The sequence below is a fragment of the Nocardioides marinquilinus genome (assembly GCF_039543705.1).
Lineage (GTDB): Bacteria > Actinomycetota > Actinomycetes > Propionibacteriales > Nocardioidaceae > Nocardioides > Nocardioides marinquilinus.
Genome location: NZ_BAABKG010000002.1, coordinates 825090 through 841187, shown reverse-complemented (window position 1 = coordinate 841187; position 16098 = coordinate 825090). Strand labels below are relative to the sequence as shown.

The 16098-nt window shown below is 72.6% G+C and carries 16 protein-coding genes; 1 reads left to right on the top strand and 15 read right to left on the bottom strand.

The window, feature by feature from the left end; all coding sequences use genetic code 11:
• Positions 1-114: 114 nt before the first annotated feature.
• From ABEA04_RS10095 to ABEA04_RS10050, 10 genes are read right to left on the bottom strand one after another with little or no spacing between them, the layout of a single operon-like run.
• Complete coding sequence (locus ABEA04_RS10095) at positions 115-1035, bottom strand: glycosyltransferase family protein (RefSeq protein ID WP_345457785.1); 921 nt, start codon at positions 1033-1035, stop codon at positions 115-117.
• Positions 1032-2246: a glycosyltransferase gene (locus ABEA04_RS10090; protein WP_345457782.1), complete on the bottom strand. Its 1215-nt coding sequence runs from the start codon at positions 2244-2246 to the stop codon at positions 1032-1034. The genes ABEA04_RS10095 and ABEA04_RS10090 overlap by 4 nt, the downstream gene beginning before the upstream one ends.
• Positions 2243-3385: a non-hydrolyzing UDP-N-acetylglucosamine 2-epimerase gene (gene wecB, locus ABEA04_RS10085; RefSeq protein WP_345457779.1), complete on the bottom strand. Its 1143-nt coding sequence runs from the start codon at positions 3383-3385 to the stop codon at positions 2243-2245. Before wecB ends, ABEA04_RS10090 begins: the two co-directional genes overlap by 4 nt.
• Complete coding sequence (locus ABEA04_RS10080) at positions 3382-4503, bottom strand: polysaccharide biosynthesis C-terminal domain-containing protein (protein WP_345457776.1); 1122 nt, start codon at positions 4501-4503, stop codon at positions 3382-3384. The genes wecB and ABEA04_RS10080 overlap by 4 nt, the downstream gene beginning before the upstream one ends.
• Positions 4500-5543 (bottom strand): polysaccharide biosynthesis protein, encoded by a 1044-nt coding sequence (locus ABEA04_RS10075; RefSeq protein ID WP_345457773.1) that lies wholly within the window; start codon positions 5541-5543, stop codon positions 4500-4502. The genes ABEA04_RS10080 and ABEA04_RS10075 overlap by 4 nt, the downstream gene beginning before the upstream one ends.
• A complete protein-coding gene (locus tag ABEA04_RS10070) occupies positions 5540-6829 on the bottom strand; it encodes a glycosyltransferase family 4 protein (RefSeq protein WP_345457770.1) in 1290 nt (429 codons plus the stop codon). The genes ABEA04_RS10075 and ABEA04_RS10070 overlap by 4 nt, the downstream gene beginning before the upstream one ends.
• Entirely contained in the window at positions 6826-7470 is a 645-nt protein-coding gene (locus tag ABEA04_RS10065) for an acetyltransferase (protein WP_345457767.1), read from the bottom strand. The genes ABEA04_RS10070 and ABEA04_RS10065 overlap by 4 nt, the downstream gene beginning before the upstream one ends.
• On the bottom strand, positions 7463-8239 hold the full coding sequence (locus ABEA04_RS10060; RefSeq protein ID WP_345457765.1) for a sugar transferase: 777 nt from the start codon (positions 8237-8239) through the stop codon (positions 7463-7465). Before ABEA04_RS10060 ends, ABEA04_RS10065 begins: the two co-directional genes overlap by 8 nt.
• A complete protein-coding gene (locus ABEA04_RS10055) occupies positions 8236-9387 on the bottom strand; it encodes a DegT/DnrJ/EryC1/StrS family aminotransferase (protein WP_345457762.1) in 1152 nt (383 codons plus the stop codon). Before ABEA04_RS10055 ends, ABEA04_RS10060 begins: the two co-directional genes overlap by 4 nt.
• Positions 9380-11242, bottom strand: coding sequence for a polysaccharide biosynthesis protein (locus ABEA04_RS10050; RefSeq protein ID WP_345457759.1), 1863 nt, complete (start codon positions 11240-11242; stop codon positions 9380-9382). Before ABEA04_RS10050 ends, ABEA04_RS10055 begins: the two co-directional genes overlap by 8 nt.
• A gap of 204 nt (positions 11243-11446) precedes the next feature.
• Between ABEA04_RS10050 and ABEA04_RS10045 the strand changes: the two genes are divergently transcribed.
• Positions 11447-13183, top strand: a complete 1737-nt coding sequence (locus ABEA04_RS10045; RefSeq protein WP_345457757.1) for a DUF4012 domain-containing protein — start codon at positions 11447-11449, stop codon at positions 13181-13183.
• A 34-nt stretch (positions 13184-13217) separates the two neighbouring features.
• Here the strand turns inward: ABEA04_RS10045 and ABEA04_RS10040 are convergent, their stop codons facing one another.
• The 5 genes from ABEA04_RS10040 to ABEA04_RS10020 form a co-directional block, all read right to left on the bottom strand.
• On the bottom strand, positions 13218-13634 hold the full coding sequence (locus ABEA04_RS10040; protein ID WP_345457755.1) for a hypothetical protein: 417 nt from the start codon (positions 13632-13634) through the stop codon (positions 13218-13220).
• A 70-nt stretch (positions 13635-13704) separates the two neighbouring features.
• The gene (locus ABEA04_RS10035; protein ID WP_345457753.1) at positions 13705-14232 is read right to left on the bottom strand and encodes a Fur family transcriptional regulator; all 528 of its coding nucleotides are present in this window, start codon (positions 14230-14232) and stop codon (positions 13705-13707) included.
• A gap of 47 nt (positions 14233-14279) precedes the next feature.
• Entirely contained in the window at positions 14280-14774 is a 495-nt protein-coding gene (locus tag ABEA04_RS10030) for a heme-binding beta-barrel domain-containing protein (RefSeq protein WP_345457751.1), read from the bottom strand.
• A 21-nt stretch (positions 14775-14795) separates the two neighbouring features.
• Positions 14796-15647, bottom strand: a complete 852-nt coding sequence (locus ABEA04_RS10025) for a beta-keto acid cleavage family enzyme (protein WP_345457748.1) — start codon at positions 15645-15647, stop codon at positions 14796-14798.
• On the bottom strand, positions 15622-16083 hold the full coding sequence (locus ABEA04_RS10020) for a VanZ family protein (RefSeq protein WP_345457746.1): 462 nt from the start codon (positions 16081-16083) through the stop codon (positions 15622-15624). The genes ABEA04_RS10025 and ABEA04_RS10020 overlap by 26 nt, the downstream gene beginning before the upstream one ends.
• Positions 16084-16098 lie beyond the last annotated feature (15 nt).

The window sequence follows — 16098 nt, the reverse complement described above, 5'->3', positions numbered from 1 at the left end:
CCCGAGTTACGTAAGGGGGCCTCATCCTCTCAGCGTTGGGCCAGGCGCGAGCAGGATTCGGTCAGCCTGGACCGGTCTGCTCGGGCAACATCTCGTAACAGCAGACGTGACTCCCTAGGCCGGCCAGGCGTCCGCGAGCTGACGCAGGGTCGACGCCAACGCGTGCCACTCGTCAATCAAGGGGCGGGGCGGCACGGCGGCTCGATCCAACGGATCCCAGCGAAGGACCTCAGCGATCCCGATGGGGCCCGTCTCGGGCAGCCACCGGGGTCCGCGGCCAACCCGGTCTGCGACCTCCACGTGCACCGGTAGACGAGATGCCAGCACGCGCCGACTGGTGAGTAGCGCCTCACCGAGACTGAAGCTCAGGCTCTCCAGCTGGCTCGGGACGACGGTGACCTCTGCGTTCTCGAGCAACCAACGCATCTCAGCTCGGCTGACCACGCCTTGCAGAACCTGGTCCCCCAGCGACCTCTGGACGAACTGCAGGCATCCCGATCCGTCATCGCCTCCCGCCAGGATCACCAGTGGTGTCTCGACACCGGCCTCGCGACACTCACGAGCGAGGTCGACGACCCGGTCCGACCGCTTGTACCAAGTGACTGATCCAGGCAGCAGCATGAAGGGCCGATCGGGCGATACCCAGGACGGGCGCTCTGTGCGCGGGCGCTCGACGAGGTAGTCGATAGGCATGGTGACCGGAGAGACCACGGGCGCGAGCCCTCGCCCCGCCATCAGGTCACCCATGGCGTGACTCAGCGCGACCGTGGCCGACGCGCGCCGCAGGTTGACCGCAGCCACAGCGCGACGTGCAACGTGGCGGGCGCGGATCGGCCGCGGGTAAGGCTCGACGAGCTCACGAAATCGAGCGCCGGACAGCACGCACCAGGCGTTCTGCGCCAGCACGACCTCGTGGGCGCGCAGGCGGGGGGCCGCAGTCTCGACCAGGCTCACGGCCGGCGGCGCGGTGTATCCCACTGCCGCAAGCGAGTCGCGCACCATCTGGCCGCCGACGGACAGGCGCCGCTCGGTCATCGGAGCAACGCCCGGTAGCGCTCGAGGTACCGGCCCGCCGTGACGGCTGTGCCGAACTCGCGCGTCGCGAACGCGCGGCAAGTCTCTTGCACGGTCGGGTCGACCCCACGGCGCGCCCAGGTGCCCATCGCCTCCCCGAGAGCCGTCGACGTCCCCTGGAACGTGTCGACCAACTGGCCGATGGCACCGCGGCGGAACACCTCGGCGGCGCCGGCGGTGCTAGTGCTCACGATCGGCACCCCGCAGCTCTGGGCCTCGAGCAGGACCACCCCTAATCCCTCCTCATGGGAGGCGAGGACGAATGTGCTGGCTCCCTGGTAGAGATCGAGCAGCCGGTCAGCCGAGGGGTCGGCGACCACCCGCACGTGCTCCGACAGGCCCAACTCGCTCATGACGTCGGCGGCAGCCGGAGAGAGAGCTCCACCGCCCGCCACGACCATGGGCAGAGACAGGTGTCCGTTCCTGCGCGCAGCTGCGTACGAACGCAGCAGTCCAGGGAGATTCTTGCGTTCCGAGCCGAGCCTGCCGACCGTCAGGAGGTAGCCCTGCCCGGTCACCACTGACCCGGGGGCAAACCTGTGTTCATCGACACCCGGTGGCGCGAGCGTGACTGTGGCGTCTCCCACCAGCGAGCGGACCTGGTCGAGCATCCACTCGTTCTCCACGAACGTGTGGTCGGCCCTTCTGACGGCCCGGCGCTCCAGACGAGCAACAGCAGAAGTTACTGCCGCGCGCACCGCACCAATCAGGTGGGGCCGCGCGTCGGAGCGATGGCCCGCTTCGTGGCGCCGCTCCGATTCCACGGTCGTGGCGACCTGCAGACAGACCGGTCGCCCGGCCCTGGTCGCAACGTTCCCGAACGCGGGAGTACCTGAGACGACTTGGACGATGTCGAAGGAACGCAGCCGCCGGGTGAGCGCCGGCCGCGGAAGATAGCGAGCGGGCTCGACCTCCGCCAACCAGCAACCGAAGTGCTCCACGGGCACCCCGCCCACCTCGTGCCACGCGGAGGAGGGCCGTCGTGCCCATGTGGCCGGCGATCCCAGGCGCGTGCTCACCTCGTCGCGACGGGACGTGGCGATGGAGATGATCTCGGCGTCGAACCCCGGCTCGGCGCAAACGGCGTCCCGGAGCCACGACGCGACCGCCTCCACCCCGCCGTACAACCCGGCCGCATAGTTCGGGCACACGATTCCCACGCGAACCGTCATGTGGGTCGAGCAACCTCGCTCGTGATCTCGCGCAGACCAGCCCAGCCACGGTGTCGACCGACCGTCGAGAGCATGAACCGGGCGACCCGCCGCGATGTGTCACGAACCTCGTACCCGGCCGGCAGCACGTCGTATGCCTGCACGTCGTTGACCACCTCGGCGACGGCTGCGACGACGTCGTCCGGGACCAGCCCGGTCATCACGATGGCTCCGGTGTCGAGCGCCTCGGGCCGCTCGATCGAGTCGCGCAGGGTCACGGCCGGGAAGCCGAGGATCGAGCTCTCCTCCGAGATGGTGCCGCTGTCGGAGAGCACGCAGGTGGCCTGCGTCTGCAGCCGGTTGTAGTCGTGGAAGCCGAACGGCTCCATGAAGTCGATGCCGTCGACGCCGTCGAACCCGTCGAGGGCCTCGAGCCGCTTGCGGGTGCGGGGGTGCGTGCTGACGACGATGCGCTGGCCCCACTCGGCCCGCACGGCACGCAGGCAGTCGAGCAGCTGGGTGAGGCGGGCGGGCGAGTCGACGTTCTCCTCGCGGTGGGCGCTGACCAGGAAGTACTGCTGCGGCTGCAGGCCGAGGCGGTCGAGCACGTCGGAGGCCTCGATGCGGGGCCGGAAGTGGTCGAGCACCTCGCGCATCGGCGAGCCGGTGAGCAGGATGCGCCGGGGGTGCAGGCCCTCGGCGAGCAGGTTGCGGCGGGCGTGCTCGGTGTAGACGAGGTTGAAGTCGGCCACGTGGTCGACCAGGCGACGGTTGGTCTCCTCGGGCACGTTCTCGTCGAAGCAGCGGTTGCCGGCCTCCATGTGGAAGACGGGGATGCGCAGCCGCTTGGCCATCACCGCCGCGATGCAGCTGTTGGTGTCGCCCAGCACCAGGACGGCGTCCGGCTGCTCGGCCCGCATCACCTCCTCGCTCCTGATCAGCGTCTCGCCGAGCACGCGGCCCAGCGACGAGGTGTCGACGGCGAGGTAGTGATCGGGCGCCCGCAGGTCGAGGTCGTCGAAGAAGACCTGGTTGAGAGCGTGGTCGTAGTTCTGGCCCGTGTGCACCAGCACGTGGTCGACCGTCTCGTCGAGCCGCGGGATGACGCGCGCGAGCCGGATGATCTCGGGGCGCGTGCCCACGATGGTCACGACCTTCATGGCGTCGCCTCCACGAGCACACGCTCCGGGTACTGGTCGGGGTCGGCCGGGTCGAGCAGCTGGTCTGCCCAGAACATCGTGACGAGGTCGTCGTCGCCGACGTTCGTGATGCTGTGCACCCACAGCGTGGGCATGTCGACGAAGCCCGGCTCGGAGCCGTCGAGCCGGAAGGTGACCACCTCGTCGTCGAGCAGCCGGCGCAGCCTGATCTCGGCCCGGCCGCGTACGACGAAGAACCGCTCGACCTTGCGCAGGTGGTAGTGGTCGCCACGGGTGGCGCCCGGCCTCGTCGTCGAGACGAAGGTCTGCCCGGTGCCGCCGTGCGTGCGGGTGGTCTCGAACAGCCCACCGCGTGGGTCGGCGTGGACGACGGGCCGCATCGGGAACTGCTGCGGGAAGGCGTAGGAGCGGTAGGTGTTGAAGAGGTCGACCCGGAAGTCGTCGGTCAGGGGCGGCACCTCGCCGCGCGCGTAGAGCTCGTGGAAGCCCTGAACCAGCCGCAGCACCTCCGAGACCCCGTGGCTCTCCCCCTCGGGACGCGCCTGCACGTCGTCGATGCCGGTGGCCGCGTCGATCAGGTGCGCGGCGGCCCGCTGGGCGTGCAGCAGCGGCACCTCGCGATCGACGTCGACCGTGGGTGTCTCGCCGTGCGCGACGGCGTGGCAGAACGTGGCGACAAAGGAGTTGTAGCGCGGCCGGCCGTGCTCGCCGAACAGGTTGGGCAGCAGCACGTCGGCCAACGACCCGCCGCTCTCCCCCACCGCGCTCCGCAGCAGGTCGGCCGACCGCGCCTTCGCGGTGCCGTAGGCGTTGTCGAGGTCGGCCTGGACCGAGTTCGCGAAGACGACTCGGGCGCTCGTGCCCGACGAACGCAGGGCGGCGGCCAGCTGCTCGGCCAGCTCGAGGTTGCCGGCGCTCACCGCCTCGTCGGACTCGGCCCGGTTCACGCCGGCCAGGTGCATCACGACGTCGGCGTCGGCCACGTGCTGGCGCAGCACGTCGGGGTCGGCCACCTCGGCCCGACCCAGCCGGACGGCGTCCACCCCGTGCCGCGCGCGCAGGCGGCAGGCGGTGTGCCAGCCGAGGAAGCCGTGGCCCCCGGTGAGGACGACCTTCACGCGGCGCCCTCGGCAGGCAGCCCGGCCGCCTCGAGCTCGCGGCGGATCGGCGCCAGGTTGCGCAGCAGGGCCTTCACGCCCTCGACGTCGAGGCGCTCGGTGTTGTGCGAGGTGTAATCGCTGTCGACGACGCGCTTCTCGCCCTCGTCGAAGAACAGCTCGTACTCCAGCGAGCGCGAGTCGAGCGGGACGCGGTAGTAGTCGCCCTGGTCGTCGGACTTCTGCAGCTCCTCCCGGCTGAGCAGCGACTCGTAGAGCTTCTCGCCGTGACGCACGCCGAGGGTGCGGATCTCGGGCTGCTCGACCCCGAACAGTGACGCGACGGCGAGCGCCAGGTCGCCGACGGTGCAGGCCGGTGCCTTGCGCACGAACAGGTCGCCCGGCTCGGCGTGGGCGAAGGCGTGCTCGACCAGGTCGACCGACTCGTCGAGCGACATCAGGAAGCGCGTCATGGTCGGGTCGGTGACGGTGAGCGGCCGACCGGTGCGCACCTGCTCGACGAAGACCGGGATCACCGAGCCGCGGCTGTACATCACGTTGCCGTAGCGGGTGACCGAGACGGTGGTGGTGCTCGAGGCGTCGTTGCGGGCGTGGGCCTGCGCGACCTTCTCCATCATCGCCTTCGAGATGCCCATGGCGTTGATGGGGTAGACGGCCTTGTCGGTGCTCAGGCACACGACCGACCGCACCCCCGCGCGCTCGGCGGCCCGGATGACGTTGTCGGTGCCGTCGACGTTCGTGCGCACGGCCTGCAGCGGGAAGAACTCGCAGCTCGGCACCTGCTTGAGCGCGGCCGCGTGGAAGACGTGCGCGACGCCGTTCACGGCGTCCTCGACGCTGCGGTAGTCGCGGACGTCGCCCACGTGGAACTTCACGCGGGAGTCGGCGAGCTCGCGGCGCTGGGCGTCCTGCTTGGCCTCGTCGCGGCTGAGGATGCGCACCTCGGCGATGTCGGTGGTCAGCAGCCGGCGGACCATCGTCGAACCGAACGAGCCGGTGCCGCCGGTGACCAGCACCGGGCCCTCGGTCGTCGCCGTCATGTGGCGGGCTCCTTCTCTCGGTCGGTGGCGCGGCCGGCCGCACGCCGGAGCGTCGCGGCGAGACGCGAGGCCCCGATCGTCTCCGACATCGTCGCGGCGTAGTAGTCCCGGCCGTTGCGGCCCAGCCGGCGCCGGGCGTCCGGCGACAGGGTACGGAGGGCGCGGACGGCCGCGGCCAGGCTGTCGGGGTCTCCCGGCGTGGCCGCGACACCGGCGTCCGCTGCTCGCACCGTCTCAGCGGCGTCGCCCTCCGCGCTGACCAGGACCGGATGACCCGCAGCCATCACCGACTGCAGCTTGCTCGGGGTGGTGACGGCGAAGAGCGGACGGCGCGCCAGGCTGACCAGCTGGGCGTCGGCCTGCGCCATGAGACCGGCCATCGCGGCCCGCGGCTGCGGCTCGACGAAGTGGACGCGGTCGGGGCAGACCTTGCGGGCGAGAGCGCGGAGCGGCTCCTTCTCGGCCCCGTCGCCCACCAGCACCAGGTGGCTCCGCTCCCCCGGCGCGAGCCGGCCGAAGCCCTCGATCACCGAGTCGAGAGCCTGCGCGCTGCCGTGGTTGCCGGCGTACATCAGGAGGAAGTCGTCGGCGGTCAGGCCGAGGTCGTGCCGCAGGTCGGTCGCGGGTGCGTCGTCCACCTCGCCGGCGGTCTCGACGGTGTCGATGTCACCGATCCAGTTCGGCACGACCGTGATCGTGTCGCGGGGGACGCCCCGCGAGGCGAGCAGGTCGGCCATGCCGGGCGAGATCACGACGACGTGCGCTGCGTCGCGGTAGGTGCGGTCGACGAACCGGCCGACCAGCGCCTCCGCGAGACGCCCCGTGCGCCCGGGCAGGAACCCCGAGGCAAAGATCGAGTCGGGCCACACGTCCTGCACCAGCAGGACGTAGGGGACGCCGTGGCGTCGGCGGGCCACCATCGCGGCGAGGGCCGCGGTCGCCGGCGAGGAGTAGACGAGCGCGGCGTCGGCGGACCTCAGGTGACGCTGGCCCAGCACGGCGCTCGAGACGGCCCACGAGACGTAGTTCAGGATGCGCCTGGCCGAGCCCGACCCGTGGTCGGGGTACAGCGGGGTGCGGTGGACGGTCGTGCCCGCGATGGTCTCGCTGCGCCGGTCGCGCGCCCGGTAGCCCTCGCCGACCCGCCCGGTCGGGTAGTTCGGCACGCCGGTCAGCACCTCGACGTCGAGGCCCTGGTCTCGCAGGGCGTCGACGATCCAGACGGGCTGGCTGACCGGCTCGGGCGGGTACCACTGGCAGACCAGCGTGACCTTGAGGGCGTTCATCGAGCCGGGACGCCCTTGACGGTCGACCCGGCCGGCACGTCGCGAACGACGCACGCGCTGCCGCCGACGGTGGCGCCGCGGCCGACCGTCAGGCCGTTGAGGATCACGCCGGCCACACCGATGAGCACGTCGTCCTCGATCGTGCAGTCGCCCGAGATCGAGGCCAGCGGGTTGACGCTCACGAAGTCGCCGACGGTGGTGTCGTGGCCGACGGTCGCGTTGAGGTTGAGGTGGGTGTGCCGGCCCAGCGAGATGTTCGTCGTCAACCGCACGCCGGCGCAGACGACCGATCCTGCGCCGATCGTGACGTCGTACCCACTGGTGACGCTGGGGTGGACGGCGGTGGCGGCGATCGCCCCGCGTGCCTCGAGCCGGTCGGCGATCGCGCGGCGCGCACGCGGCGACCCGACGCCGACGAGGTAGCGCACACCCCCGTCGCGAGCGGGCAGGTCATCGGTGCCGCCGAGGAACGGGACGCCGCGCGCCGCGAGCCGGTCGAGGTTGACCTGGCTCGGGGCGTCGTCCAGCACGCCGAGCACGTCGAAGACCGGGGCGTCGGCGGCGGCGTTGACGGCGTCGACGACGTCGAGGGTCTCGCGACCGAACCCGCCGACGCCGACGACGACCAGGGGGTCAGCCACGGTGGGAGTCCCCTCCGGCCGGGTGCCCTTCGACAAGCTCAGGGTCCGTGGGGCCGAGTCTTCGTCGATCGGCCGGATGCCCTTCGACAAGCTCAGGGTCCGTGGGGGCGACGGGCCCTTCGACAAGCTCAGGGTCCGTGTGGTCGCGTCGGGCGCTGACCTCCGGGCCCATGAACTCGGTCATGGTGGGGCCGGCGGCGTCGGAGATGCCCTCGCGGCGCAGCACCGAGCCGACCGTGCGCAGCACGATCCTCGCATCGAGGGCGAGGCTGCGGCGGTCGACGTACTCGACGTCGAGGGCGAGCTTCTCGTCCCAGCCGATGGCGTTGCGGCCGCTCACCTGGGCCAGGCCGGTGATGCCGGGGCGCACCTCGTGGCGGCGGCGCTGCTCGGGGCTGTAGCGGTCGAGGTAACGCACCAGCAGCGGGCGGGGGCCGACCAGGCTCATGTCGCCGCGCAGCACGTTGAGCAGCGTCGGCAGCTCGTCGAGGCTGGTGGAGCGCAGGAAGGCGCCGAACGGCGTCAGCCGCTGCTCGTCGGTGACCAGGCCGCGGGCGGGGTCGGGCTCGACCATCGTGCGGAACTTGCGCAGCTCGAAGACCCGCTCGTCACGGCCGGGGCGCTCCTGGCGGAACAGCACCGGCGAGCCCAGCCGGCGCCGCACCAGCACGGCGAGCACGGCCTGCAGCGGCAGCGTCAGCACGAGGACGACGGCCGCGGCCACCACGTCGACGGCGCGCTTGAGCGGGTCGTAGCCGGAGCGGGTCACGGGCCGGTCACCTCGCGCACGACCCGCTCGATCAGCGCGACGTCGTCGTCGGTCAGGCCCGAGCCCGAGGGCAGCGTGAGGCCGGTGTCGAAGAGGCGCTCGGCGGTGCCGTCGATGGTGCCGTCGAGGTCGGCGCACACCGGCTGCAGGTGCATCGGCTTCCACACCGGGCGGCTCTCGATGCCCGCGGCGCCGAGCGCGCGGCCGAGGTCGGCCGCCGTCCAGGCCGAGACGTCGGGGTCGACCACGATCGCGGTGAGCCAGCAGTTGTCAGCAGCGTCGTCGGCGTCGTCAGCGCCGCCGAGGATCCTCACGCCCGGGCAGCCGGCGAACAGCGTGCGGTAGCGCTCACGCAGGGCCCGGCGCCGCCCGATCATCTCGTCGAGGCGCGCCAGCTGCCCGCGACCCAGCGCGGCCAGCAGGTTCGAGAGCCGGTAGTTGTAGCCGACCTCGGTGTGCTCGTAGTGCGCCACCGGCTCGCGGGCCTGCGTCGACAGCTTGCGCACGTGCGCGGCCAGGGCGGCGTCGTCGGTGAGCAGCATGCCGCCGCCGGACGTCGTCATGATCTTGTTGCCGTTGAACGACAGCACCGCGGCGTCGCCCAGCGAGCCCGCCGCGCGGCCGTGGTGGCTCGCGCCGAACGACTCGGCGGCGTCGGCCAGCACCCGGACGCCGAACTCCGCGGCCACCGCACCGATCGCGTCGTGGTCGGCGCACTTGCCGAGCAGGTCGACCGGGACGACGGCCGGCACCCGGCGTCCCTCGCGGTGCAGCCGCTCGAGCGCCTGCCGCAGCAGCACCGGACTGATGTTGCCGCCGTCGGGCTCGGAGTCGACCAGCCAGGGCTCGGCGCCGACGTAGCGCACGGCGTTCACCGTGGCGGCGAACGTCAGCGTCGAGACCGGGACGACGTCGCCCGGCCCCACGCCCCACGAGACCAGCGCGAGGTGCAGCGCTGCGGTGCCCGACGACAGCCCGACGGCGTGGGCCCGGCCCACCCGGGCGGCCACCTCGCGCTCGAAGGCGTCGAGGTCGGGCCCGGCCGGCGCGACCCAGCCCGACCGCAGGGCCGCGGTGACGTACTGCTGCTCCAGCTCACCGACGTCGGGCGGCGAGAGCAGGATCGTGAAGCCCACCGGCTCAGACACCGACCGGCGTGCGGTCGGGGGACGGCGCCTCGCACCAGGCGCGCAGCAGCCGCAGCGCCTCGCCTCGGTCGGCGCGCGCCTCGGGCGCGGCCACCAGGTGGCGCGGCACGGCGGGCACGTCGACGTGGGTGATCAGGTCGTGCACCGGACGACGGTCGGCCTCGCCGTGGGCGATGAGCACCTCGTCGAGCTTCTCGCCCTCGCGCAGGCCGGTGTAGACGATCTCGATGTCGCGGCCCGACTGCGCGATCAGCTGCCGCGCGACGTCGTCGACCCGCACCGGCTCGCCCATGTCGAGCACCATCACCTCGCCGTCGCGGCCGATCGCGCCGGCCTGCAGCACCAGCTGGCAGGCCTCGTGGATGGTCATGAAGTAGCGGGTGACGTCGGGGTGGGTGACCGTGACCGGTCCCCCGCGGGCGATCTGCGCCGCCCACGCCGTCAGCACCGAGCCGCGCGAGCCGAGCACGTTGCCGAACCGCACGCTCATGTAGGTGCCCGACGCGTCGCGGGCGACATCGGCGGTGACCCGCTCGGCCACCCGCTTCGACAGGCCCAGCACGCTCGTCGGGTCGGCCGCCTTGTCGGTGGAGATGTTCACGAACCGCTCGACGCCGACCGCGCGGGCCGCCTCGAGCACGTTGACGGTGCCGAGCACGTTGGTCTTGATCGCCTCGCCCGGGTACTGCTCGAGCATCGGCAGGTGCTTGAGCGCGGCGGCGTGGAGGACGACCTCGGGGCGACGCTCCTCGAAGACCCGGCGCAGGGCGTCGGCGTCGCGGATGTCGCACAGGATGACCTCGTCGCTGTCGAGCAGGCCGTGGCCGTGGATCGTCAGCTGGACGCCGTGCAGGGCCGACTCGTCGCGGTCGAGCATCATCAGCTCGGCCGGCTCCCACAGCGAGACCTGCCGCGACAGCTCGGCCCCGATGGAGCCGCCGGCGCCGGTGACCAGCACCCGCTTGCCGTGCAGGAACCCGGCGATCGAGGCGAGGTCGGTGTCGACCAGGCCGCGGCCGAGGAGGTCCTCGGTGTTGATGTCGCGGATGTCGCGGATCGAGATGCGGGTGCCGAACAGCTCGGCCACGCCCGGCAGCACCTTGAGGTCGACGCCGAGGCGCTCGGCGCGTTCGGCCAGCTCGGCGAGCAGCTCGGAGGTGGCCGAGGCGATGGCCACCACGACGGTGGAGACCTGGTGCACCGCCACGGCGTCCTCGAGGTCGGCCAGGGTGCCGCGCACCGAGACCCCCTCGACGCGCAGGTGGCGCTTCCACGGGTCGTCGTCGAGCAGCGCGACCGGGGTGTAGGGCGAGTCGGGCGAGGTGCGCATCGAGCGGATCAGCTCGCGGCCGGCGTCGCCGCCGCCGAGCACCAGCACCGGGGTGCGGTCGCCGTCGTCGACGTAGCGCGCCAGGTGGACGACGCGCCGCCAGTGCGCCCGCGCGACCACCATCAGCGCCAGGGCGGCGAAGCCGGCGCCGAAGGGCACCGTGCGCGCCACCAGCTCGCCGGGCCCGAGCACGTTGACCAGCTGCGCGACGACCGTGCCGGCGCCGACGGCGAACGCGAGCTGGATGGTCTCGTCGACGCTCGCGATGGCGCTGCGCCCCTGGTAGAGCTTGCCCGTCGCGCCGAGGCCGGCCGTGACGACGACGGCCACCACCGCGAGCTCGACCAGCTCGGCCCACGGCACCGCGGACGGCGTGCCGAGGTAGCGCAGCAGCGCGAACCCGACGTAGGCCAGCACGAGCGCGGCCGAGTCGACCGCGAGCAGCAGCGGGAGGCGGTAGCGGCGCAGGACGACGGGCAGGCGGCTCGTGCCGACCGTGCGCATCAGTCCGGTGTCCAGTGCCATTCCCATGTCTCCCCACGAGGCCGGTGCCGGGTGTCGTGTCGTCGGCACCCGTTGTCGGCCGAAGTGCAAGCGGCGTCAACCCTAGGCCCGACCGGGCCCCCTCGACGTCGAATCGGGGAAAGGCTGACCGACCGGAGGAGTCCCGGGCCCCGCGGCGTCGTGGCCGGGCGGGGCGGCTGGGTGCCATGGGCGATGATCTGCGCCATGACCAAGGGCCGATGGGTGCTGCTCGTGCTCGTCGTCCTGCTCGCGGCGGCGGCGTGGACCGCCTGGACGGCCTACCAGACCGCGCGCGACCTGCAGGACGCCGAGGCGGCCGCCACCCGGCTGCGCACGGCCTTCGAGAACGGCGACGACGCCGGGCGCGACGCCGCGCTGGCCGACCTGCAGGAGGCGGCGTCGTCCGCGAAGGACCGCACCGACGGCCTCTGGTGGGGAGCGATGACGAAGGTGCCGGGCGTCGGCGACGACGCGGCCGGGGTCGAGGCGCTCAGCGCCTCCCTCGACCTGCTGGCCAACGACGCCGTCGGGCCGCTCGTCGAGACCGTCGACTCCCTCGACGGGCTCGTCTCGGGCGGGCGCATCGACCCCGACCGGCTGGCCGCCCTCGCCGAGCCGGTCGACGGCGCCGCCGCCGCGCTGCGCGAGGCCGCCCGGCTGGTCGAGGAGCAGGACTCCAGCGGCTACGTCACCCCGCTGCGCACCCGCTACGACGAGTACACCTCCGAGCTCACCCAGATCGCCGGCAGCCTCGACGCCGCCGAGGACGCCGTCCGCGTGCTGCCCTCGATGCTCGGCGCCGACGGCCCCCGCGACTACCTGTTCGTCTTCCAGAACAACGCCGAGGTGCGCTCGACCGGCGGCCTGCCGGGCTCGTGGGCGCGGGTGCACGTCGAGGACGGCGTCCTCGAGCTGCGCGAGCAGGGCAACGGCTCGGCGTTCGGCGACGGCACCGAGCAGAAGGCGCAGCTGACCGAGGAGGAGCTCGCCGTCTACGACGAGCTGCCCGCGGTCTACTTCCAGGACGCCGGGTTCATCCCCGACTTCCCGCGCGCCGCCACGCTCATCGACGAGTTCTGGGCCGCGACGTACCCGCGGGTCGGGCTCGACGGCGTCATCGCGCTCGACCCCGTCGGCCTGTCGTACCTGCTGGGCGGCACCGGACCCGTCACCGCCGGCCCGCTGACCCTCGACCCCGGCACCGTCGTCTCCGAGCTGCTCAACGCCACCTACCTCACCGTCGCGGACCCCGAGGCCCAGGACCGCCGCTTCCAGGCCGTCGCACGCGCCGTCTTCGCCACCGTCACCGGCGACGTCACCTCGCCGCTCGACCTCGTGCGCGGCGTCGACCGCGCCGTCGACGAGGGCCGGCTGCTCGTGGCCTCGTTCGACCCCGCCGTGCAGGAGCGGCTGGCCGGCACCGCGATCACCGGCGCCCTCACCGGCGACGACGGCGCCACGCCGCACGTCGACATCGGCGTCAACGACTCCACCGGCTCGAAGATGTCGTTCTACCTGCGCTGGGCCCCCGAGGTCACGGCCACCTCGTGCGCGGACGGCGTCCAGACGCTCGAGGCGTCGGTGACGCTGAACCAGACGATCAGCCCGGCCGAGGCCGCGCGGCTGCCCGACAGCATCACCGGCGGCGGCTACTACGGCATCGAGCCCGGCACCCAGCTGGTGACCCTGCGGGTCTACGGGCCCTTCGGCGGCACCATCGACGACGTCCGCATCGACGGCAAACGGCTGCCGATCGAGAAGGGGCTCGAGATCGACGGTCGACCCGTCGTCTCGGTCGCGCCGCTCATCGACACCACCGACGACGTCGTCGTCACCTGGACGATGCGCACCGGCGCCGGGCAGACCGGGCCCGGCGAGGTCGGCGTGACGCCGGGTGTCGAGCCAGGCGACCTCGACACCGACTTCGCGAGCGCCTGCTGACCCACCGGGGTCAGCGGGCCGCTCGCGGGTCGGGCTACTTGATGGTGAACGAGCGCGTGGGGCTCGTGGACGCCTTGAAGATCGAGCGGGCCTTGGGACGGTAGGAGACCGTCGCGTTGAACGTGCCCTTGCCGAAGCTGCGCTGGAGGGTCACGCGGCCGGTCTTCGGCACTGCCTTGGTGACGGTGGCGGCGGGGCCGCCGCCGACCTTCTTGAAGCGGAAGACGAACGTGCCGGTCGGCTTGGCGTTGGTGCCGACCGCCTTCACGGTGGCGGTGAACGACTTCTTGCGCGGCGCGACGTTCTTGACCGTCAGGCCGGTCTGCGTGCGGAAGCACTGGGGGTACTGCGGGTCGCCGCAGATGGCCGAGGCCGGGGTGGAGGAGCCGGCGGCCACGAGGCCGGCGGTCATCAGGAACGCGGTCAGGAGACCGGCCAGGAGCTTCTTCATCGGGTTCTCCCCTGCGTCGGAAGGTGCGCGCGCATTGAAGCACAGCGCGGGGACGCCCGCAGGCGAAGCGTCAGAGCCGGGCGGACGCCGTCCCGTCGGGCCGGGCGGTGGCGCACTCGACGCAGTGCCCGAAGACGGTGAGGTGCCCGACGTCGGCGACGAAGCCGTGCTCGGCGCGCAGGCGGTCGGCGAACGGCGCCACGGCCGCGACGTCGACCGAGACGACCCGCTCGCACACCCGGCACTTGAGGTGGAAGTGCTGCTCGCCGGCCACCGAGTGGTAGGTCGGCGCCCGGTCGCCCAGGTGCAGGTGGCGCACCATGCCGAGCTCTTCGAGCACCTCGAGCGTGCGGTAGACCGTGGAGGCGTTGACCGACGACGCCCGCTGCTGCACGTGGGCGAGCACCTCGTCGGGCGTGGCGTGGCCGAGCTCGTCGACGGCGGCGAGGATCAGCTCGCGCTGCGGGGTCAGCCGGTAGCCGCGCCGGCGCAGCTCGGCCCGCCAGTCGTCGGTGGTGGCGTCCTGCCCTTCGACAGGCTCAGGGTCCGTGGTGCCGTCCTTCCCTTCGACAGGCTCAGGGTCCGTGGTGCCGTTCACGTGGACGTCACCACACGGACCCTGAGCTCGTCGAAGGGCACGCCACGTCACGCACGCCGCAGCCTCGCCCACAGGTGCGGCTGCAGCTCCTGGCCCTCGGCCTCCATGTCGTAGGCGTAGGCGAGGTCGCCCTCGACGTTGCCGTAGAGCCGGTGGCCCGACGTCACGGGCTTGGCCGACGGCGTCGCGCCGACGAACGCCGTGCGCAGCTCGATGCGGCCGCCCTCCGCACGTCCGTCCCACACCTCGGTGACACCGGTGTTGTGCACCAGCAGCAGCTCGAGCCGGCCCTCGGGCCGGCAGCGCAGGAAGCCGGTCTCGAGGGCGGCGTCGCGCACCTTCTCGCCGTTCTCGTCGGTGATCCACGAGCGCGACATGTAGTGGAAGAACGGCCGCCCGTCGTGGGTGAAGATCAGCTCCTGGCCGAAGTGGAACGGCTCGATCGTCGGGTAGTCGCCCTGGCCGTTGCCCTGCCAGGTGCCGAGCAGCCAGACGACGGGAGCGCAGTCGGGGTGCAGGTTGTCGGGGATCTCGAACGCCACGACGAGCCAGTCTAGGGAGGCTCAGGCGGCGGGCCGGACCCCGAGCAGGGTGCGCGCCTCGGCGGTCGTCATCGGACGGCGCTGGGCCAGCTCGCCCATCGCCACCGCCCGCTCGACCAGCTGGGCGTTGCGCTCGACCGGGACGCCGCGGCTCAGGGTCAGCACGTCCTCCATGCCGACCCGCAGGTGACCGCCCTTGCTGAGCGCGGCCAGGCCCACCGGCAGTGTGGTGCGGCCGATGCCGGTGGCCGACCACGACGTCACCTCGGGCGGCAGCGCCGCGACGCCGGCGACGAGGGCGTCCGTCGTCCCGGGCATGCCGCCGGGCACGCCCATCACGAAGTCGCAGTGCACACGGCCGCCGTAGGGCAGGCCGTGGCGGTCGAGCAGCCGGCGCAGCGCGGCGACGTGGCCGAGGTCGAACAGCTCGAACTCGGGCACCACCTCGCGCTCCTGGCTGAGCTGGTAGAGCTCGGCGACGAACGGCCACGGGTTGCTGAAGACGTCGTCGCCGAAGTTGGTGGTGCCCATCGTCAGGCTGCACGAGTCGGGGGCGGCGTCGAGCACCTTCAGCCGCTGCTCGAGCGGGTCGTGCACCGAGCCGCCGGTGCTCAGCTGGACGACGAGGTCGGTGCCCTCGCGCAGCGCGGCGACGGTCTCGGCCAGGCGCCGGCCGTCGAGGCTGGGGCGGTGCTCGTCGTCGCGGATGTGCACGTGCACCATCGCGGCGCCGGCCGCCTCGCACTCCTGCGCCGCGGTCACCAGCTCGTCGAGCGTGGTGGGCAGCTGCGGGCAGTCGGCCTTGGTGGTCTCGGCCCCGGTGGGCGCGACGGTGACGAGCAGGGCCTCAGGCGGGACGGCGGTGTCGTTCATGCCGCGCATGCTGCCAGGCGGCCCAGCCGCGCAGCGCCGCCCCCAGCAGCAGTGCCCCGAGCAGCGCGCCGAGCGTGTTGGCGACCACGTCGCGGCTCGACCCGGTGCGGGTTGGCAGCAGCAGCCGCTGCACGACCTCGATGAGCAGGCTGGTGACGAAGCCGATCGTCGTCCAGTCGGCCACGCGCAGCCGCGGGAACAGCAGCCCGCCGACCAGGCTGAGCGGCACCAGCATCACCACGTTGAGCAGCACCTCGGCCCGGTCGGGCGTCAGCACGGTGAGACCGAGGCTGCCGGCGAGGTCGGAGAGCCAGAACACCGAGGTGGTCGGAGCCGACGGCACCGGGTTCCACACCAGCCACGCGACCGCGAGCAGGTAGACGCCCCAGACCGCCGAGACGACCCGGTGCGCGGTCTCGGGCAGCGGGGTCGGCATGGAGCGCGATGCTGC